Consider the following 19141-nt stretch of genomic DNA (forward strand, 5'->3'; position numbering starts at 1 on the left):
TGGATTGTTATAATGTAACGTAAATAGAGATCAATACGACGGTCTCAACCATGAATGCTCTTACTCTCCCGGATATTGCCGCCCAATCTGCGCGCCAGGCACTGCCACTCGATTGGGTAGGCATGCGTGGGATTGCCCTACCCGTTGTGCTCGAAAGCCAACGCCTCAGCGCCAGAGTCGACGCTGGCGTGAGTCTCGATGATGGTGAAGCGCGTGGTATTCACATGTCGCGCTTGTATCTGGCACTCGAAGCCCTCGAACAGCGAAGCCTTTCTCCCGCTCTGCTGCATCAGGTACTCAAGGGTTTTCTGATAAGTCACCAAGGTCTATCCGCCTGCGCATATCTGAACATTCACACCGACTTATTGCTGAAACGGCCGGCGTTAGTCAGCCCCCTAGCCGGCTGGAAATCCTATCCGACAACCATTTCAGCAAGCCTGAAACAGCAAATGTTCCACGTGGAACTAAAACTCGAGGTGCCCTATTCCTCGACATGCCCCTGCTCGGCAGCCTTGGCAAGGCAATTGATCCAGCAGCAATTCATCGACGACTTCGCCAACAACGCTCTGCAACATGCCGATGTTTTGGCATGGCTTGGCTCAACCAAAGGGATCGTAGCGACGCCGCACAGCCAACGTAGCTATGCGCAACTGCACCTGCATCTCGACAATTTCATCGACGAGCTACCGCTGACAGCGATCATCGATGACGCTGAAGCAGCCCTCGGCACAGCCGTGCAGACCGCAGTAAAGCGCCCCGACGAGCAAGCCTTCGCACTCGCCAATGGGCAAAACCTGATGTTCTGCGAAGACGCCGCGCGCCGCCTCAACCTAGCACTGCAACGCACACCCGGCATCAAACAATTGCATATCCGCGTGATCCACGCCGAAAGCCTGCATGCTCATGACGCCGTCGCCGAAAGCAGCTGGCAGCGGGAGCAAATATGATCCGCTGCCAATCGCTGGTCTGGGGCGCTCCCGGTCAACCGCTGACGACGCCTCTGAGTCTTGAGTTCGAGAGCGCCAGCCTGACCGCCATCATCGGCGCCAACGGCTGCGGCAAAAGCAGCCTGCTAAAGGTCATCGCCGGATTGCAGAAGCCTCTCGCTGGCAAAGTGGAAATGGCTGTTCCACGCCAAAGCGGAATTTCCTTTCTGCCGCAGCAACAGCACTTGGATCGGCAATTTCCAATAAACCTGGAAGAACTCATCGCCGCAGGTTTCTGGGGCCGCCGGCTGTCGACGCAACTGCGCACGCAGCGACTGAAAAACGCATTGGAAGACTGGCACTTGAGTGGCCTCGAACAGCGTCCGTTGATGGCCCTGTCCGGCGGTGAGCTACAACGTGCCCTGCTCGCACGACTGAGCCTCGCTGACGCCCCGGTGCTGTTGCTCGATGAACCGCACGCCGCACTCGACGATCTCGGCCAGCAATTGCTCTGGCAACACATTCACCACTGGCACGCCGAGGGCCGGACACTGGTCGTGGTCTGCCATGACCTGGCGGCGGTACGAGAACATGTTCCACATACGCTGCTGATCAAAAACGGCCACTGCGTGTACGGAACCAGCCGAGAACTGATCCAGCCGACACCGCACATGCAGGTCGCCTGATGCTCGCCACCGTCAGCCATTTCTGGCAGCCGTTCAGCGAATTCGTGTTCATGCGCCGCGCCCTGCTCGGTGGCCTGATGCTGGCGTGCAGCACGGCGCCCTTGGGCGTGTTTCTGATTCTCAGACGGATGAGCCTGATCGGCGACGCTGTCGCCCACGGCATTCTCCCTGGTGCAGCGCTGGGATTCTGGTTTGCCGGTTTGAGTCTTCCCGCACTCACCCTCGGTGGCTTGGGAGCCGGTCTGAGCATGGCCGGACTTGCGGCCTGGATCACCCGGCGAACGGGGTTGCGAGAAGATGCCAGCCTCGCCGCGATCTATCCGATCTCACTGGCCAGCGGCGTTTTGATCCTTGGCATCGCCGGCAAGCGCCTAGACCTTCTGCACTTGCTGTTCGGTTCGGCGCTAGCCGTGGATGGACCGACGCTGACCGGCATGCTTTGGGTCTCGGCCATCAGCCTCATGGCCATGGCGGCGATCTACAAACCCCTGCTGTTGGACACACTCGACCCGCTGTTCTTGCGCACAGTCAGTCGTCTCGGGCCACTGGCTCATGGCGTGTTCCTGACTCTGGTCGTGCTGAATCTGGTGATCGGTTTTCAGGCCATCGGCGCGCTGATGGTAGTGGGACTGATGATGCTTCCGGCTGCCGCGTCGAGATTCTGGAGTCGTCGTCTGCCGATACTGATTGCCGTCGCCGCCGTCATGGGCTGCGTGTCTGTGTGGCTGGGCTTGCTGCTGTCGTTCTACTACTCGCTGCCCAGCGGCCCGGCCATCGTGCTGGTCGCGGGGGTCGGCTATCTGCTGTCGGTGGTGTTTGGACCGGTTCACGGTTTGCTGCGCCGCCCGCCTTTGCTCACATCCCAATGAGGTGTTTCCCGATGCGCGCTCTACTTGTGCTGTTCAGCCTGATGCTGTCGATGTCCTTGTCGGCCGCCGAAAAACTGCCGGTGGTCACCAGCTTCAGCATCCTTGCCGACATGGTTCATCAGGTCGGCGGCGAGCACGTGCAGATTACCAACATGGTCGGCGCGGACGCCGATGCGCACACCTACGAGCCGACACCGGACGATGCCAAGGCGCTGCTCAAAGCCAAAGTGATCATCAAGAACGGCCTGGGTTTCGAACCTTGGCTGGATCGCCTGGTGACCAGCACCGACAGCAAGGCGACGGTGATCAGCGCCAGTCGCGGGGTGATTCCACGTTCGCTCGATGAAGACGGCGAGACTGTTGCGGATCCACACGCCTGGCACAATCTGGCGAACGCTGAGTTGTACGTCGCCAACATCACCAAGGCGCTGATCGCCGCCGACCCGGCCAACAAGCCTGACTACGAGCGCAACAGCCAGACCTACCTCAAGCAGATCTATGCCCTGCTCGACGAAGCCAAAAACAAACTCGGCGCGCTGCCGCCGGGTAATCGCAAGATCGTCACCAGCCACGATGCCTTTGGCTATCTGGGACAGGCCTATGGCATCGACTTTATCGCGCCACAGGGTTTGTCCACCGAACGCGAACCCTCCGCAGCCGAAGTTGCTGCGCTGATCACGCAGATTCGCCAGGCCAAGGTCAAAGCGGTGTTCATGGAAAACATCAAGGACGCGCGTCTGCTCAAGCAGATCGCGGACGAAAGCGGCGCACACATCGGTGGCACACTGTACTCGGATGCGCTGGCGGCGAGTGGACCGGCGAGCACCTTTACCGGGCTGTTCGAATACAACCTCAATACGCTGTACAAGGCGTTGAGTCAGCCATGACTTGAGGTGTACTTCCGATCTATTCGCGAGCAGGCTCGCTCCCACAGTTGGAATGGGTTCCAGCTGTGGGAGCGCTGCGAGGGGTTTAAGCGCGGGGTTTTACCGTGCCGCAATCCTGGCCCAGCCAGACTGCCCGGGTTTCCAGGCTGCCCTTCTGGTTGATGCCGATGGCGTTGAAGGTGCCATTGGCGACGGTGGTGAATTCGCGGTCACTGAGGAATGTTGCCACGCCGGTGCCTTGGGCTTTCGGGCAGCTGAAGCGGAATTTCCACTGGTTGCCGGTGCGCTCGGTGATCTGCTGTTTGCAGCCCGATTGCGGATCGGCCAGCGGGATATCGTTGGTTGCCACCTGCTGCGGCGTCAGGCAGGCACGGATCCCCTTGCCGCCAATATTGATGCCGTTTTTCTCGAGCGCAGCGCGCTGCTGCGGGGTGATCTGGCCTTGAATCTGGCCAAGGATCGATTGCACGTCCATGGCCTGATCATCGACCTTCAGATTGCTCGAAGACATTTCCCACAACCCCGGCTGCAGCATTTGTGCCTGCGCAACCACCGGTAATGCCAAACCCAGGCCCAGCGCCAAACCCAGCAGACGAACGTTCATCGAGTAACTCCTGATCAGTTGTGGCCGTTAGACGCCGGCCGATTGTGTCGGTTCATGCGCCGATTAAATAGAGACATTCGCCGCAGAACATGGTCTGTTAAGCATTGCATCTCACGGAGCAAGGCTGCCCCATGGATTTTTTCGGACCGCACATTTTCGGTTATCTGATCGCCCTGTTGCACACACTCGGTTCGATCGCTGCGATCCATGCGGTGCTTACCGTGCGCACTGCGCAAGGCTCGATCGCCTGGGCATTGTCGCTGATCTTCATTCCCTACCTCACGCTTATTCCGTATCTGGTATTTGGTCGCAGCACCTTCGATGGCTACATCAAGGCGCGGCGCCAGGCCAACGAGCAGATGCGCCTGGCCATTTCCGAATTGAACTGGCGCCCGTGGGTGGAAGAAGCCCTCGCCGCTCGCGCTTCGAGTGCCTATGCCTCATTGCGCGCGATGCCGAAACTGGGGCGCATGCCGTGCCTGGCGAACAACGAGGTGCAACTGCTGGTGAACGGCACCGCGACCTTCGATGCGATTTTTCAGGCGATCGCACAAGCGAAGGAAGCCGTGCTGATCCAGTTCTTCATCATTCACGACGATCGGCTCGGCCAGCGCTTGCGTGATTTGCTAGTGAAGAAAGCCGCCGAAGGCGTATCAATTCATTTGCTCTACGACCGCATCGGCAGCCATGCCCTGCCCCATCAGTACGTGCAGGCGCTGCGTGATGCCGGCGTCGAGGTCAAAGCCTTTGCCACGCGCAGCGGCTGGCTCAACCGCTTTCAGGTCAACTTTCGCAACCACCGCAAAATCGTTGTGGTTGATGGCGTAGTCGGCTTTGTCGGCGGGCATAACGTCGGCGATGAATACATGGGTGAGAAGCCACCATTAGCGCCGTGGCGTGACACCCACGTCAAAGTCCGCGGGCCGGTGGTGGCCTGCATGCAGGAATCGTTCGCCGAAGATTGGTTCTGGGCTGCTCGCACATTGCCGCCGTTGATCCTTCCGGATACATACCCGGAGGATGGCGTGCTTTGCCAATTGCTCGCCAGCGGCCCGGCGGATGCCTACGAAACCTGCTCGCTGTTTTTCGTCGAAGCCATTCACGCAGCAACGCAACGCGTATGGATCACCAGCCCTTACTTTGTCCCGGACGAAGCGGTGTTCGCGGCATTGAGGCTGGCGGTGTTGCGTGGTGTCGATGTGCGCCTGCTGTTGCCGTCGCGGCCTGATCATCGCATCGTCTATGCCGCCTCCAGCCTGTATGCCTTCGAGGCGGTGCGTGCCGGCGTGCGGGTGTTCCGCTATCGTCCGGGTTTTCTGCATCAGAAAGTCGTGCTGATCGACAGCGAAATCAGCGCCATCGGCAGCGCCAATCTGGACAATCGCTCGTTCCGCCTGAATTTCGAAGTGATGTTGCTGACCGTCGACAGCGAGTTCGCCGCCGCCGTGGAACACATGCTCAATGACGATTTCGCCCTGGCCGATGAAGTGGCCAAAGAAGAAAGCCGGGAGATCCACCGCCTGCAACAGGTCGGCATGCGGATCGCCCGGCTGATTTCACCGATACTCTGAGCGCCCCGTTTCAGGGGGTGGTAGATGTCGTCGCGGGTCCAAGGCAGTTCGTGGCTGCCATCCGGATGCGCTTTCACGGCGAGGATCTGATGCAGATTGATCCAGCCCCGCGCAAAGGCATACGCGCAACCGGCCAGATACAGACGCCAGATACGCAGTGCTTGCTCAGGCACCAGTTTCGCCGCAGCTTCGAGGTTATCCTCCAGTCGCTCACTCCAGTGATCGAGCGTGCGCGCGTAGTGCAGGCGCAAGCTTTCGACATCGACGATTTCCAACCCGGCTTCACTGATCTCGGCTGAGATCATCGCCAGATGCGGTAGCTCGCCGTTGGGGAACACGTATTTTTCTATGAAGTCGCCAGCGCCGCGTCCAACCGGGCGGCCATCGGTGTGCTTGGCGGTGATGCCGTGGTTCATCACCAGGCCGCCCTCCTTCACCGCGCCAAACAGCGTTGCGCAATACTCGGCGAGATTGGCATGACCAACGTGTTCGAACATGCCGACGCTGACAACCTTGTCGAAGCGGCCGTCCTGCGGCAGATCGCGGTAGTCGAGCAATTGCAGTTCGACCTGATCTTCCAGACCTTCGGCCTTGACCCGCTCCTGCGCCAGCGCCAACTGCTCCTTGCTTAAAGTAATACCGAACACCTTTACGCCGAACTCTCGCGCCGCATACCGCGCCAGACCGCCCCAACCGCAGCCGACATCCAGCAAATACTCGCCCGGTTGCAAGCGTAGCTTGCGGCACAGATGGCGGAATTTGGCTTGCTGCGCCTGTTCGAGGGTTTCGCTACCGGTTTCGAAATAGGCACAGGAATACGCCATGTCGCTATCCAGCCAGAGCTGGTAGAACGCATTCGACAGGTCGTAGTGATAGGAAATGGCTTTGGCGTCGGTGTCTTTGTCGTGATGCGCACGCACCGGCTGACTCTCTTCGTCTTCGTCGAGCAGCGCATTGCTCAATTCATCGCAAACCCGGATGACCTCGCTGATCGAGCCCTCCAGTTCCAGCTTGCCTTCGACGAACGCCGCACCCAGCGCATCCAGGCTTGGGTGGGTGAATTGAGTAACCATCTGCGGGTCCTTGACCACGATGGTTACGCTGGGCGTCGGGCCCAGATTGAACTCGTGGCCGTCCCAGAGTCGCAGGCGAAGCGGTAGCTGCAGATTCTGTAAGGCCGGTGGAAGTTGCGCGAGCATGGAAAATCCCCCCTTGTTTCAGACGTCTGATCTGAGGGTAGACCAACCTGGAAAAATAGCAGGCTATCGATTCGATCGGCCTTGTCTATCGTGATCGGCACTTCGGCTGAACGCCACAGACGACGCGCCTTACGATAGATGACTGCCTGCGCACTTGGCGGTTCGATGAATTTTCTTTCATTTATCCCGAGGGTCGAGCCTGGGCAATGGCTCCTGAAAGCGCAGCAAACGTCCGGCGTTGCCCAACACCAACAGGGTGCTCAGGTTATGCAGCAGAGCCGCGATCATCGCCCCGGCCGCACCAAGCCAGCCGAACGCCGCGAAGACCACGATCGCCATGGTCCAGCCGAGACCGATGATCACATTGACCTGCAAAGTACGCCGGCACTGACGACTCAAGCGCACGCAAGTACCGAGGCGACGCAAGTCGCTGCCGATCAACACAATGTCCGCTGAAGCCAGAGCAATATCGGCCCCGCCAGCGCCCATCGCCACGCCGACCACGCCGGCCTTGAGCGCGAGCGAATCGTTGATGCCGTCGCCTACCACCATCGGACGAAAGCCGTGATCGATTTCCTTGAGCACGCGATTGAGTTTGTCCTCCGGTAGCGCTTGCGCCTGGACTTCGTTCAGCCCGACGTCCTGCGCCAGGTTTCGCGCGACGCTCTGACGATCACCGGTCAACAGGAGTTGGCGTCCCAGCCCCAATTCGCGTAACTCGTTCAAGGCGAAGCGCGCTTCCGGTTTGATGCTGTCTGCTAGCAGCAGCCAGGCGAGGAATTCGCCGTTCAGGGCCAACCCGGCGATCGGGCCATCGTGCTCAGGAACAAGGGTGGTTGTGATACCCAGTTGCGTGAACAACTCTGGACGACCGAGCGCGGCCTCGCCCTTTTCTGTCGTCGCCACTACGCCCAAGCCTTGGCGCTCATGGATGTTGGTCAGAGGCCAATAGGCCTCCTGATCGGTCATCCCGGCGAGTGCCCGGCTCACCGGATGACTGCTCGCCGCGCCGAGACTGGCGGCCAGTGTCTGCACTTCGGCGGTTTCCGCATTCAGGCTGTCGATCGACTGCAAACGCAAGGTGCCGTACGTCAGCGTGCCGGTCTTGTCGACCACCAGCGAGGTCAGATCGGCGAGTTCTTCGAGGAACGCCGAGCTGCGAATCAGAATCCCGTGACGCGCGGCGACGGCGACACCGGCAATCGCCGTGGCCGGCGCCGACAGCACCAACGCACACGGACACGCCGCCACCAACACCGCGAGCATCGCCTGTGCATCATGGGTGACGAACCAGGTCACCGCCGCCAGCAACAAGACCAGCACCATGTAGCTGCCGGCATAGCGTTCGAGCAATCGCGTGATCGGCGGTTTCGAGCGCTCGGCGTTTTGCATCAGGGCGATGACTTTGCCCAAAGTGGATTCGTCGCCGGTGCGGGTGACTTCGACGCGCAGCAATCCATCCAGGTTGATCGCGCCGCCGAACACCAGCATGCCGACGCCAGCTTCCACCGGTACCGACTCACCGGTAATCGACGCCGTATCGAGACTCGCTTGGCCGGACAATACCCGACCGTCCGCCGGCACCCGATCGCCGGCCCGCACCTCGACAACATCGCCAGCGCTGAGCGTGCCGTTGTCCACTTCGATGATCGAACCGTCTGCTTGCAGCTTGCGCCCATGGCTGCGGGTCAACTGGCCAAGCGCATTGATCGCTTCCTGGGAACCGATGACGCTACGCTCTTCCAGCACATGGCCAAAGATCATGATGATCGGCAACAACGCCGCAGTGAGCAGATCACCGGTCGCCCAGGCACCGAGCATGGCCAGCGCGATCAACTGATCGGTGATGCCGTGCAGGCTTGGATAACGCAGGCTGTACCAGGCCGAACGCATCACCGGAACCGCTACCAGCAAAGAAGCGAAACCCAGCAGCAGTTGGCTGACACCGATTTGCTCCGGGAGTATCCAGCGCCAGACCAGCCCCAGACCCAGCAGCCCGAGCGCAAGCATCGCCAGGGTCAATTGGCGCGCGGCGCGACGTTGTTCGGCCGAGGACAACAGACTCGGAGCAGCGGTGGTCGCCGTCATTGACTGGCTCCTTGAATGATCAACCGGGAATCGTCTTTCGGGTTGACGGTGGTGACCGACCCGGCCTGACCGAGGATCTTCGGTATGCGCTCGCGATACAGACGCAGGAGCATTTGCGGGTCGGCAGACGTGGCCAGACTCGAGACGGTTGCGGTATCGGTCGAGGCTTTTGCAAGACGCTCGCCTGCCTGCGCGTGAGCCACCTGGAGCGTGCGGTCTGCCTGTTCGTTGGCGGACTGGGCAAGTTTCTCGGCATCGGTGCGCGCGTTAGCCACTGCTTTGTCAGCCTGCTGACTGGCGGTCAGCACCGCATTGAAGGCACTGACCGCTGGCTCCGGCAGACTTGATTGCACATCGACCCGCGATACCTCGATACCGATGCCCTGCCCGCTCGCCTTCAGTTCAGCGAGACGCGCGTTGATGCCTTGCAGCAGATCACCGCGCAATCGTTCACGACGCTCGGCCGCCTGATTGTCGGCGCCGATCAGTTCCGGGCGAGCGACCAGAATGGTGTCGAGATCTCGCGCGGCGGTCAGGGCCACGGCGCTGCGCGTCACCAGCCGATCGAGTGCTGGCAGCACATGCTCGCCTTGCAACACGAATTCGTAGGGATCGGAGACTTGGTAAAACACCCGCACGTCCAGTTGCACTACGCCGGCGTCACCGGTCAATAAATAACCAGATCCGGCGAGTGCATCGCTCAATGGCGTGGCGAAGGACGCCACCCGGTCTGCCTTCAGAGCTTCGTCACTGCGCAACAGATTTTCCACCCGGCGCTCGATCACCCGGTCAGCCGCCGGCAACAGAACCACCTGTTCAAAAGGTTGCGGCCATGCCCATAACAGTCCGGCATTCTGAACGCGATCCAGCGCACCGAAGTGCAGCACCACGGCGCGGTTTTGCGGATCAATCTGCCGGACATTCGAGAACGCCCATGCTAGCGCCGCCAACACGGTGATCGCATACAGGGCGATGAAGGTCAGACGTCCCGCCTGAATCCACGGACTGTTCAATGCATGTGTTCCACGTGGAACTTCTTCGCTCATGGCTGCGATCCGACTTTGTTGTCGAGCGTCGGTGGGCCGTCGACCAATACACGGAACGGCGCAGCATCGGTGCGCAGAATCAATTTGGTATCCGGCGTGACGATGGTGCCGAGGGTGTCGAGCGAGCGCAGCAGGTTGTAAAGCTGTGGCGAGCCGGCGTAGGCGCGCCCATAAATCTGCGCAGCCTCGACTCGCGATTGCGCTTCAATGTCAGCGGCTTTCACCATTGCATCAGCCTGGACGATCCGCGCATCGCGCTCGGCGGCGGCACGGATTTGCGCCGCTTCGCGTTTGCCAACAGCCGTGCGTTCGGTAGCAATGGTTTCACGCTCGGCACGCATGCGGTCGACCGTGGCGCTAAGCGTGACCGATGGCAAAGTCAAACGCTCGACACCCACCTGCACAACGCGCACGCCATATGTAGCGAGCAACTGTTGCTCGATCTGCTGACGCAACTGCGCTTCAAAATCGCCGATGCGCACTTGTTTGGCATCAGTGTTGACCAGATTGGCCAGATCGAAACTGCTGGCCGTGGTCTCCAGTGCCGAGCCGACAAAGGTGCGAATCTGCCGCGCCGCTTCATCCGGCTGATTCTGCACGGCACGCATGAAACGCTGCACATGTTCAGGATCACCCTGCACCTGCCACGCCACGTAGGCCTGAACGATGATGCGCAAACCGTCCTTGGTGCCGACGTCCTGCAAACCACTTGAGGTGGTACGTAGACGCAAGTCCACTGGAATCGCCGCTTCGAACGGCGCAGGCCAGCGCCAGCTCAAACCGGGATCAAGCAATACCCGCGACGGATTTCCGAAACGCGTGATGACCGTGGCTTCGCCGGAGCGCACTTGCACCAGACTCGCGGCGGCAATGGCAAACGCCACCAGCAACGCAGCCCAGGCCATACGCCGCCATGGAAATGGTCCGGCTTCTGGCACCTCGCCGTGATGGTGATGATGACCATGATGATGGTGATGCCCGCCGTGGCCGTGGTCGTGGCCGCTGTGGTCGTGAACGTCATGAACAGGCGACTGGCTCAATGGGTGGCTCCTGGTTGAGCGGTGGTACGGGCGGGCGACGGATCAGTCGGCAGTGTGAAAGTACGCAGATCGATGGTTGGCGCATTTGCGCTCCCGCCAAGTCGATGGTCGAGCACCAGCAACCTGGCTTTACTCAAGCCCTGACTGAGCTGGCTGAGATATTGCTCCAGCACGAAGGCCTGGCCAGCACTGGCGAAGGCTTTCTGCTCGGCGCTGAACTTCAGGTCGGCGGTTTGCGCAGCGGCGTTGATCTCCCGCGCGTTTGCCATTGCCTGATCCCGCGCCGCGCTCGCCTGCAACTGCGCCTCGTTAGTGGCCTGCGCAGCCGCCCCGCGTTCGCGAGCGATCAACGCCTGCGCGCCGATCTGCGCCGCTTGCACACTGTGATAGGCATTCGCCGCGCCGGCCGGTGGATGAATCGCTTCGACGACTGTGGCAAGGATCTCCACGCCACTGTTCAATCTGTTCAGATCGCTTTGCACCGCGCGACCGATTTCCTCGGCCAGCCCTGCCCTGTCGTCGCCGAGCAGACCGTCGAGGGTGCGCGAGGCAAAATCGTGAACCAGGATGCGGCTGGCGGTGCTGCGAATCAGCGTCGGTACATCGGCGCTGTTATAAGTCGCGGCGAGTGCCGCCTCGTCGTTCAAACCGATGCGATAAACGAAGCGCACGTCCATGTTGACGATTTGCAGGCCCTGTTGCGCGCCGCGGCTGCTGGCGATGACCTGGGATTTGTCATTGACATGGCTGGCGTCCCACAAACGGTTGGCGGTCAGCGGCGCCGGGCCTTCAGCGGAGTCGGACTGCACGGCGATTGGCTTGTCGCCGACACTGGTTGCCAGTTCATGGACCACGCCGTTTTCAACGGAGATCACACGCCCCAATGGCCAAGGCAACCCGCTATGCAAACCCGGGCCGAAAACCTGTACCGGTTTACCGAAGCGCTCGTAGATGCCGCGACCTTGCAGGGGAATTTCATGTACGCCGGTCAGCAGCCAACCGCTAAGGGCGACCACCGCCAACACTGGCAACAAGGCCCGGCGCATGTAACTGAAGGCCCAGATCTGGCGCAAATCGATGCCGAAACGGTTGTGCATTTCATGCTGTAACGCCAGCCACGGCTGCGGCGGCCAACGCAGCATATCGGCGATATAACTGCGCGCCAGCAGGGTCGGTTCGAGTTGTTCGCGGCGCGGGCTGAAAACAGACAGCACTGCGCGCAATAACAGTTCGATGGCAACCAACATCGGCAGGATTGCGCTGAATACCGCAACACGCGCCGGCCAGACTGCGTCTTCGCTGGCAAACAACAGACACAGCGCACCGATCAACAGAGTGATGATCACCACCCGGATCAGTTGTGCCAGCGCAGCCGCTTCCGGCCACTGCGCCGGCGGTTCCTGCGCCAGTTGCCGCTCCAGCACCAGCAGGGCAAACGCCAGCAACAACGCCAATGCCGCACCGATGCTCGCCGACAGCCCCAAGGCCGCCGCAGGCAACGTGAGATTCCACACCTGCTCAATACCAAGCAGAACCAGCAACGCCCAACCGCCGAGCCACAACGTCGGCGCACCGATTTGTCCAAGCACATGGCGGCTCTGCTGACTCAAGCGCTCCAGAAGCCTTTCGTACCAGCCCTCGGCTGCGGCGCCCTCTTCCTCGACGGTCGATTGCGAGGCGGGCGGATGCATCACCCGCGCGCGCCATTGCGTCACCCACCACGCCGATTGCAACCCGGCGACCAGTACCAGCAACGCCGCGCTCTGATTGACCAATAACGATAACCACAGGGACTGCGGCGCAAACAGGCCGACGAAAAACGCCAGCACCCAGCCCAAACCGGCCAATGCGCCGAGTCCATAAGCCAGCCGACGTAATTTGCGTGACTGCGCATCTGCTTGCTGAAAGCGCGGCAGCCCGGTGACTGGCGTGGCGTCCAACTCAAGATCGACTTGCATAAAACCCCGGAAATGTAGGCTCAGCGTTCATAGCGTTACGATATAACGGACACTGTGAAATATTCGTACACAATTTCATCTATTCAAAGATGCCGCAGCTGTCGCTTGCCTGAAGCCTTGACCGAAATGTTCGACGAAGCTCATATTACGCACATAATTTTTATCGCGACTAATCTTGGCTATCCCCATCGAGCAATCTGGAGCAAGCGCATGAGCAACTATGACGTGGTGATTCTGGGCGGCGGCCCCGGCGGTTATAACGCAGCGATCCGCGCCGGCCAGCTCGGGCTCAAGGCCGCTTGCGTTGAAGGACGTGCAACCCTCGGCGGCACCTGCCTGAACGTCGGCTGCATGCCGTCCAAAGCCTTGCTGCACGCGTCGGAGCTGTACGCCGCTGCGGTGGGGACAGAGTTCGCCAATCTCGGCATCGAGGTCAAACCGACGCTGAACCTTGCGCAGATGATGAAACAGAAAGACGAGAGCGTCGCCGGCCTGACCAAGGGCATCGAGTTTCTGTTTCGCAAGAACAAAGTCGACTGGATCAAGGGTTGGGGCCATATCGACGGCCCGGGCAAAGTGACGGTGACCGACGCTCAAGGCAACAAGAGCGAGCTCAGCGCCAAGGACATCATCATCGCCACCGGTTCCGAGCCCACTCCCCTGCCCGGCGTAGAGATCGACAACCAGCGCATCCTCGATTCCACCGGCGCGCTGTCATTGAGTGAAGTACCCAAACATCTGGTAGTGATTGGTGCCGGGGTGATCGGCCTGGAGCTGGGTTCGGTGTGGCGCCGACTCGGCGCGCAGGTCACCGTGGTCGAATACCTTGATCGTATCTGCCCCGGCGTCGATGGCGAGGCCGGCAAGACCTTGCAGCGCGCGCTGAGCAAGCAAGGCATCGCCTTCAAACTGAGCTCGAAGGTCACCAGTGCCACCAGCTCCGCCACAGGCGTGCAGCTTAGCGTCGAGCCTGCCGCCGGTGGCACGGCTGAGCTGATCGAAGCCGACTATGTGTTGGTAGCCATCGGGCGCCGCCCGTACACCCAAGGCCTGGGGCTGGAGAACGTCGGCCTGAGTACCGACAAACGCGGCATGCTCGCCAACAAGCAACATCGCACCGAAGCCGCCGGGGTCTGGGTGATCGGCGACGTCACGTCCGGCCCGATGCTCGCGCACAAGGCAGAAGATGAGGCCATGGCCTGCGTCGAGCAGATCCACGGCAAGGCCGGCGAGGTCAATTACGCGCTGATCCCCAACGTCATCTACACCCAGCCGGAGCTGGCCAGCGTCGGCCAGACCGAGGAACAGCTCAAGGCCGAGGGCCGCGCCTACAAGGTCGGCAAGTTTCCCTTCACCGCCAACAGCCGGGCGAAGATCAATCACGAAACAGAAGGCTTTGCCAAAGTCCTCGCCGACGAGCGCACGGACGAAGTGCTCGGCGTGCACCTGGTCGGGCCGAGCGTGAGCGAGATGATCGGCGAATTCTGTGTGGCGATGGAGTTCAGCGCCTCGGCCGAGGACATTGCCCTGACCTGCCATCCGCACCCGACGCGTTCGGAGGCGTTGCGTCAGGCAGCGATGAATGTCGAGGGGATGGCGACGCAGATGTAGGTTCTAAACCTTGCCGCCGTCTTCGCGAGCAGGCTCGCTTCCACTTTGGAATGCGTTCCCCCGTGGGAGCGAGCCTGCTCGCGAATGGCGCCACCCGGTCTACAGCGGCAGATGCCCCAGCGGCAGTGCGCCCGGCGCCTTCACCGTGTGAATGGCAAAGTTGCTGCGAATATCGCTCACACCCGGAAGCTTGAGCAGATGGCCGCTGACAAAGCGGTCATAAGCGCGCAAGTCAGGTACCACTACCTGCAACAAAAAGTCCGATTCGCCGGACACCAGAAACGCTGAGACCACCTCAGGCAGCGCAGTAACAGCCGCATAAAAAGCCTCGGCGCGTTCTTCGTTGTGCCGCTCGACCTTGACCCCGACAAACACCGTCAGCCCCAGCCCGACTTCATCGCGATCCAGATTGGCCTGGTAGCCCCGGATCACCCCCGCCTCTTCCAGCATGCGCACCCGCCGCAGACACGGTGAGGCCGACAGGCCGATTTGTTCCGCCAGCTCGACATTGCTCAGGCGGCCGTTGCGCTGCAGCGCAGCGAGAATCTTGCGGTCATAAGCGTCGAGTTTCATCTTTGGCAGATCCCGATAGTCTGACGGTTGAAAACCAGCAGGTTATGCCAAAGCTGTAAACAATTGAAGCCGACTACGCAAGCACCTGCCCTGCCGTCTCGCTCTAGACTGGCGCGAGAAAATCGACATCGAAAACGGGGTGTGATGTGGCAAGTCTTTGGCTGTTTATTCTGACGCTGGCTGTGGTTCTGCTACTGCCGGGACCGGACATGATCCTGCTATTGCAAACCGGTGCTCGGCAAGGTCGCGGTGCGGCGCTGGCCACCGCACTGGGCCTGGCCATCGCCCGCGCCTGTCACGTTGCCTTGGCGGCACTGGGGCTGGCGGCGCTGTTCAAAACGGCGCCGTGGACGTTTGACGTGGTGCGCATCGCCGGCGCGGCCTATCTGCTGTGGATCGGCATCCAGTGTTTTCGCAGCTCGCTGGTACCGCGTCTGCAAAACCAAGAGCAGGCACCTGCTCCCGGCCAGTGGCGCGATGCGATCCGTCGCGGCTTGCTGACCAACCTGCTTAATCCCAAGGCTTTGCTGTTCTGCTCAGTGCTGCTGCCGCAATTCATCGTCAGTCACGGCGCGCCGGTGCTGAGCCAGTTTGCCGTGCTTGGCATGGTGCTGGTCGCCGTCGGTCTGCTGTTCGACAGCGTGGTTGCCCTGACTGGCGCGGCACTGGGCCGTTGGCTGCAACACAGTCCAACCGCCCAGCGCGTTCAGCAATGGTTGTTCGGCAGCCTGTTGATTGGCTTCGCCGTACGCCTGAGCTTCCTTCAGCAGACTTAAGCCTTGCGTACCTTGCGCTGACGACGGGTGATCAGCAGTAACGCGATGGCCGCGACTACGACGATCGCGCCGATCTGTACCGGCCACTTGTACGGTCGCAGCGTCCCACGCACGGCATCGGTCACTTGGGTAACGTAACGCTTGTTGGCATTTTCGAAGTCCGGGTACGGGCATTGATTGCCGAAGTCTTGCGCCCACGGCACATAAGGGCCTTCCTTGACGTAGCGCTGATACAGCGCGCTCTGGTCCGCAAGGCTGCTGTTCCAGCCGGCCGCGTTGCACAACACGGCGGCAAACGCCTGACTGGTGTGCGGCAGGTTATCGGCGGCGCGACTGGCCAGTGCCGTGGCGACGAAACGATAGTGATAACGCTGATCCGGTTGCGCGGCGCTGGCCTGCTGGCGCTGCACTTCCGCCGTGGAAATCAGCGGGCCGACATCCAGCTTCGTGCTCTCCAGCGTGTAATTGCCACCGAAGGTGGCGTAATCAGGGGCCATCTCATAACCGAGGATGTCCATGCCCCACTCCCGGGCTGTCCACGCGGCGTTGTACAACGCACTGGCGCGTTTGCTCGGCCACCACGCCGACTCAGCCTTGAGCCGTTGCTCGCCATAGAGCCGGGCCTTGTGCTGCAGATCGTCACTGGCGAAATAACCGACCGCTTCCTCGTAACGGCCCTCACGCAGCAAGCGCCGACCGAGCAGATTGCGCAGATTGGCGGCCACCGACAGCGGCACATAGTTGTCGCGCTCTTGCTGCGTCAATGGCGGCGGCGCCGGCACGTTCTCATCGACGTACCGCTTGAGCTCATCGACCGTCAGCACCCGCTCGGCAACGGTGGCGGCATCGAACCAGTAAAGGCTGTTGCTGCGATACAGCTGCACGAACGCCTGAAGGTATTCGCCGCGTTGCAGCGCCAGGATCGCGCTTTCGCCCTCCACCCGACATTTTGGCTGTACCGTTTCAAACGCCCAGTCCGGTGTGCGGCGATAACCCCAGTCTTCGTTCTGCGGGAAGGCCTGGGCGGCTTTGGCGTAGGCGGCAGCGGCGGCAGTCGTGTCGCCCTCACGCACTGCCAGTTTTGCCCGCAGCCACCAGGCCAGTCCGCCGTCCCCGGCGTTTACCAGAAAGGCCTTGGCAGACGCGTAGGCGCCCTGTTGATAACTCATCGCCGCCAGTCGATCGGCATTGTCGAGGCTGCCACGGGTGCTGTTCTGCAACAGCGTTACCAATTTCTTTTCGTTGGCCGGCTGCTCGCCAAATGACCAGCCCTGGCGGCTGACCAGCGACGCCGTGACCAGTTGCTGCACCGCTGGCTGCTGCAGCAGTTTGGCCAGTTGAGATTCCGGCAACTCGGCCAGTTCGTTCATCAGTTGCTTGAGCGAGGTGTAACCGACGGCCGAACCGTGCAGGTTCTGTGCTTCGTACAGTTCGATGGCGCCGCTCCAGTCGCCCGCGCTGCGCAACACCCGTGCCTCTTCACCGAGGCTGGCAACGCCCAGTTCCAGCGGATCGCTGAAGCCGTCGATGCTCAGTTGCCGTGCCTGGCGGAAGGCATCGCGCGCCTGCTCCAGCGTTTCGATGCGGTCGTGCGCCCCGTTGCTCATGGCGAAGGCAATGCGCCCGAGGGAATACGCCGCCCACGTGCTGCGCAACGGACGCTGGTCTGCCGGCAGGGCCAGCACCTTGTTGAAATACTCACTGGCCAATTGATGATCACCGGTGGCAAAGGCCACCGCGCCGGCGACGTACAAACGTATTTCCGCCGGCAGACTGGCGCCCTGCTCCTCGGCCTGACGCGCATCGCTGAGCCCACGCAGGCGCTTGACCACCGCGTATTGCTCAGCGCTCAGGCCCACCTGCTCAGCCTGTTCGCGGGCCAGCTCTGACGCGTTGTCTTCGGAATAGTCGTTGGGGTTATGGGTCGCTGCGGTGACGTTTTTCAGCCCGGCAATGGTTTTACCCAGGCGACTGATTTCGAAGCTGAAACTGCCTTCGGGCAGATCGGCGAGGGTCTGCGCGCGGTTGTCGAGCAAGCGCATCGGGAAGTCCGGGCCGCAGGCCAGCGCCGAACCCAGCGGCAGGCTAAGGCTCAGGCAGAGCAGATGGCGGGGCCAGTTACGGGTCAACATGCGAACCTCCTTGATCAATATGTGCACAACGCGCCCAACCGACAGCGCGCTGCCCGCCCGCCGGCAAGCGGCCGTCACGCAGGCGGGTGAAGGTAAGCAGATTGGCACTTTGTTGCAACGAGTAACCGGCGAGCGCATCGGCGCCTGCACAATCCTGCGCCTTCAGCGTGATTTGCGCGGGCCACGGACTGTCGAGATTGCCGCGGTTATCGAGCAGGATGTCATAGAGTCCACCCTGCTCTTTGAATGACAAGCGCAACTGACTGTTCAGCCCATCGCCCCGCGCCACGGCGCGCAAAGTAGTCAGGCTCCAGGCGCGACGATCGTTGGCCAGCGGCAGGCGAAACCAGATCAGCCCGGCCAGATGCTCGGGCGGATCCTCGCGCAAGGTCTTGGCCAATTGGCTGAGTTGCTGCGGATCGGCGAGCAACTCCCGGCGCTGCCCGCCGCGCTCCAGTTGCACTTCGCTTTCCACTACCGGCGCGCCACCGTCATCGCTCAACAGCGCAACGCCGTAGGCCGGCAGCGCCAGATAGAAGGGTTTGTCGCTGATACGTGCCCAGGCCTTGGCCCATTTCAACGCCTGCCTGGCGTCGAAAAGACCCAGTCGCGGATCGCTCACGGCGTGGACTTGCAGCACGCTGCTGTCGACGCTCTGCAACAGCGCCGGCAAGTGCGCGCTGTCGAGCCAGGCCGGCAGTGCGGTGATGCTCAAAGGCAACGATGGCGGCAAGGTCGCGCGCAGATCTTTGAGCAATTGGGCATACGCATGCAGCCGTGCTGTACCGGCGTCGTGATCGATCTCGACGCCGCTCAACGTGAGGCCCTGCGCCTGCCAATCGGCGATGACTTGCAGAATCTGCGCGGTGACCTGCTGCTGGTCCAGTGATTGCAGCTGACCATCAAGGCGAATCACTGCAATCAACGGCCGGCCATCGGCTCTCAACAAGGCTGGATCAACCCGCGCCCTGCTCCACCGCTCGCCGGGAAAGGCCTGCAATGCCAGTACGCGCAGCGTCGAGAAATCATCGCGACTGTCACGCAATGCCGGTTCATGCGCCGGTGTCCATTGGCGCTGCCAGACGTAGAGTTGCTGGTCGAGGGCCGGCGCGACGTGTTGCTCGCAACCTGCCAGCAAGACGCCAAGGAACAGACACACAATCAACCGCATACCT

15 protein-coding genes and 1 pseudogene are annotated in these 19141 nt (G+C 61.3%); 7 read left to right on the forward strand and 9 right to left on the reverse strand.

Features of this window, described 5'->3' with window-relative positions:
• The first annotated feature begins 50 nt into the window (after positions 1 to 50).
• The 4 genes from folE2 to AB4O12_RS21425 are packed head-to-tail and all read left to right on the forward strand — an operon-like array spanning position 51 to position 3368.
• Positions 51 to 947, forward strand: a complete 897-nt coding sequence (gene folE2 / locus AB4O12_RS21410) for a GTP cyclohydrolase FolE2 (protein WP_460059700.1) — start codon at positions 51 to 53, stop codon at positions 945 to 947.
• On the forward strand, positions 944 to 1612 hold the full coding sequence (locus AB4O12_RS21415) for a metal ABC transporter ATP-binding protein (RefSeq protein WP_457264863.1): 669 nt from the start codon (positions 944 to 946) through the stop codon (positions 1610 to 1612). The genes folE2 and AB4O12_RS21415 overlap by 4 nt, the downstream gene beginning before the upstream one ends.
• The gene (locus AB4O12_RS21420; RefSeq protein ID WP_460059701.1) at positions 1612 to 2481 is read left to right on the forward strand and encodes a metal ABC transporter permease; all 870 of its coding nucleotides are present in this window, start codon (positions 1612 to 1614) and stop codon (positions 2479 to 2481) included. Before AB4O12_RS21415 ends, AB4O12_RS21420 begins: the two co-directional genes overlap by 1 nt.
• A gap of 11 nt (positions 2482 to 2492) precedes the next feature.
• Positions 2493 to 3368: a metal ABC transporter substrate-binding protein gene (locus AB4O12_RS21425; protein ID WP_423663693.1), complete on the forward strand. Its 876-nt coding sequence runs from the start codon at positions 2493 to 2495 to the stop codon at positions 3366 to 3368.
• An 85-nt stretch (positions 3369 to 3453) separates the two neighbouring features.
• On the opposite strand, the gene AB4O12_RS21430 is transcribed toward AB4O12_RS21425, so the two are convergent.
• Positions 3454 to 3972 (reverse strand): DUF3617 domain-containing protein, encoded by a 519-nt coding sequence (locus AB4O12_RS21430; RefSeq protein WP_016772436.1) that lies wholly within the window; start codon positions 3970 to 3972, stop codon positions 3454 to 3456.
• A gap of 131 nt (positions 3973 to 4103) precedes the next feature.
• Between AB4O12_RS21430 and cls the strand changes: the two genes are divergently transcribed.
• Entirely contained in the window at positions 4104 to 5543 is a 1440-nt protein-coding gene (gene cls / locus AB4O12_RS21435; RefSeq protein WP_460059702.1) for a cardiolipin synthase, read from the forward strand.
• 14 nt (positions 5544 to 5557) lie between these two features.
• Here cls and cfaB read toward each other — a convergent pair.
• From cfaB to hflK (AB4O12_RS21460), 5 genes and pseudogenes are all read right to left on the reverse strand, one after another.
• Positions 5558 to 6742, reverse strand: a pseudogene (gene cfaB / locus AB4O12_RS21440) (C17 cyclopropane fatty acid synthase CfaB); the annotation flags it as partial.
• A gap of 177 nt (positions 6743 to 6919) precedes the next feature.
• A complete protein-coding gene (locus AB4O12_RS21445; protein WP_423663698.1) occupies positions 6920 to 8830 on the reverse strand; it encodes a cation-translocating P-type ATPase in 1911 nt (636 codons plus the stop codon).
• Complete coding sequence (hflK, locus tag AB4O12_RS21450) at positions 8827 to 9876, reverse strand: protease modulator HflK (protein WP_243241241.1); 1050 nt, start codon at positions 9874 to 9876, stop codon at positions 8827 to 8829. The genes AB4O12_RS21445 and hflK (AB4O12_RS21450) overlap by 4 nt, the downstream gene beginning before the upstream one ends.
• Positions 9873 to 10916: a protease modulator HflC gene (gene hflC / locus AB4O12_RS21455; protein WP_423663700.1), complete on the reverse strand. Its 1044-nt coding sequence runs from the start codon at positions 10914 to 10916 to the stop codon at positions 9873 to 9875. Before hflC ends, hflK (AB4O12_RS21450) begins: the two co-directional genes overlap by 4 nt.
• Positions 10913 to 12874 carry a protease modulator HflK gene (gene hflK / locus AB4O12_RS21460; RefSeq protein ID WP_460059703.1) on the reverse strand — a complete coding sequence of 654 codons (1962 nt, stop codon included), beginning with the start codon at positions 12872 to 12874 and terminating at the stop codon, positions 10913 to 10915. The genes hflC and hflK (AB4O12_RS21460) overlap by 4 nt, the downstream gene beginning before the upstream one ends.
• A gap of 210 nt (positions 12875 to 13084) precedes the next feature.
• Here hflK (AB4O12_RS21460) and lpdA point away from each other — a divergent pair, with 210 nt between their 5' ends.
• Complete coding sequence (gene lpdA, locus AB4O12_RS21465; protein WP_016772429.1) at positions 13085 to 14485, forward strand: dihydrolipoyl dehydrogenase; 1401 nt, start codon at positions 13085 to 13087, stop codon at positions 14483 to 14485.
• Between the two features lie 99 nt (positions 14486 to 14584).
• On the opposite strand, the gene AB4O12_RS21470 is transcribed toward lpdA, so the two are convergent.
• Positions 14585 to 15058: an Lrp/AsnC family transcriptional regulator gene (locus AB4O12_RS21470; RefSeq protein WP_056791036.1), complete on the reverse strand. Its 474-nt coding sequence runs from the start codon at positions 15056 to 15058 to the stop codon at positions 14585 to 14587.
• A 146-nt stretch (positions 15059 to 15204) separates the two neighbouring features.
• Here AB4O12_RS21470 and AB4O12_RS21475 point away from each other — a divergent pair, with 146 nt between their 5' ends.
• The gene (locus AB4O12_RS21475; RefSeq protein WP_460059704.1) at positions 15205 to 15834 is read left to right on the forward strand and encodes a LysE family translocator; all 630 of its coding nucleotides are present in this window, start codon (positions 15205 to 15207) and stop codon (positions 15832 to 15834) included.
• On the opposite strand, the gene AB4O12_RS21480 is transcribed toward AB4O12_RS21475, so the two are convergent.
• Both AB4O12_RS21480 and AB4O12_RS21485 read right to left on the reverse strand, forming a co-directional pair.
• Positions 15831 to 17966, reverse strand: coding sequence for a hypothetical protein (locus AB4O12_RS21480; protein WP_460059705.1), 2136 nt, complete (start codon positions 17964 to 17966; stop codon positions 15831 to 15833). The two genes, AB4O12_RS21475 and AB4O12_RS21480, sit on opposite strands and share 4 nt — an antisense overlap.
• Complete coding sequence (locus tag AB4O12_RS21485; RefSeq protein WP_460059706.1) at positions 17953 to 19137, reverse strand: DUF3142 domain-containing protein; 1185 nt, start codon at positions 19135 to 19137, stop codon at positions 17953 to 17955. The genes AB4O12_RS21480 and AB4O12_RS21485 overlap by 14 nt, the downstream gene beginning before the upstream one ends.
• Positions 19138 to 19141 lie beyond the last annotated feature (4 nt).

Source organism: Pseudomonas sp. S2_A05 (assembly GCF_054668485.1).

Excerpts from the sequence above, each read along its gene's own strand:
- folE2 (WP_460059700.1), top strand. The coding sequence starts at position 51 with ATGAATGCTCTTACTCTCCCGGATATTGCCGCCCAATCTGCGCGCCAG.
- AB4O12_RS21415 (WP_457264863.1), top strand. The coding sequence starts at position 944 with ATGATCCGCTGCCAATCGCTGGTCTGGGGCGCTCCCGGTCAACCGCTG.
- AB4O12_RS21420 (WP_460059701.1), top strand. The coding sequence starts at position 1,612 with ATGCTCGCCACCGTCAGCCATTTCTGGCAGCCGTTCAGCGAATTCGTG.
- AB4O12_RS21425 (WP_423663693.1), top strand. The coding sequence starts at position 2,493 with ATGCGCGCTCTACTTGTGCTGTTCAGCCTGATGCTGTCGATGTCCTTG.
- AB4O12_RS21430 (WP_016772436.1), bottom strand. The coding sequence starts at position 3,972 with ATGAACGTTCGTCTGCTGGGTTTGGCGCTGGGCCTGGGTTTGGCATTA.
- cls (WP_460059702.1), top strand. The coding sequence starts at position 4,104 with ATGGATTTTTTCGGACCGCACATTTTCGGTTATCTGATCGCCCTGTTG.
- AB4O12_RS21445 (WP_423663698.1), bottom strand. The coding sequence starts at position 8,830 with ATGACGGCGACCACCGCTGCTCCGAGTCTGTTGTCCTCGGCCGAACAA.
- hflK (WP_243241241.1), bottom strand. The coding sequence starts at position 9,876 with ATGAGCGAAGAAGTTCCACGTGGAACACATGCATTGAACAGTCCGTGG.
- hflK (WP_460059703.1), bottom strand. The coding sequence starts at position 12,874 with ATGCAAGTCGATCTTGAGTTGGACGCCACGCCAGTCACCGGGCTGCCG.
- lpdA (WP_016772429.1), top strand. The coding sequence starts at position 13,085 with ATGAGCAACTATGACGTGGTGATTCTGGGCGGCGGCCCCGGCGGTTAT.
- AB4O12_RS21470 (WP_056791036.1), bottom strand. The coding sequence starts at position 15,058 with ATGAAACTCGACGCTTATGACCGCAAGATTCTCGCTGCGCTGCAGCGC.
- AB4O12_RS21480 (WP_460059705.1), bottom strand. The coding sequence starts at position 17,966 with ATGTTGACCCGTAACTGGCCCCGCCATCTGCTCTGCCTGAGCCTTAGC.
- AB4O12_RS21485 (WP_460059706.1), bottom strand. The coding sequence starts at position 19,137 with ATGCGGTTGATTGTGTGTCTGTTCCTTGGCGTCTTGCTGGCAGGTTGC.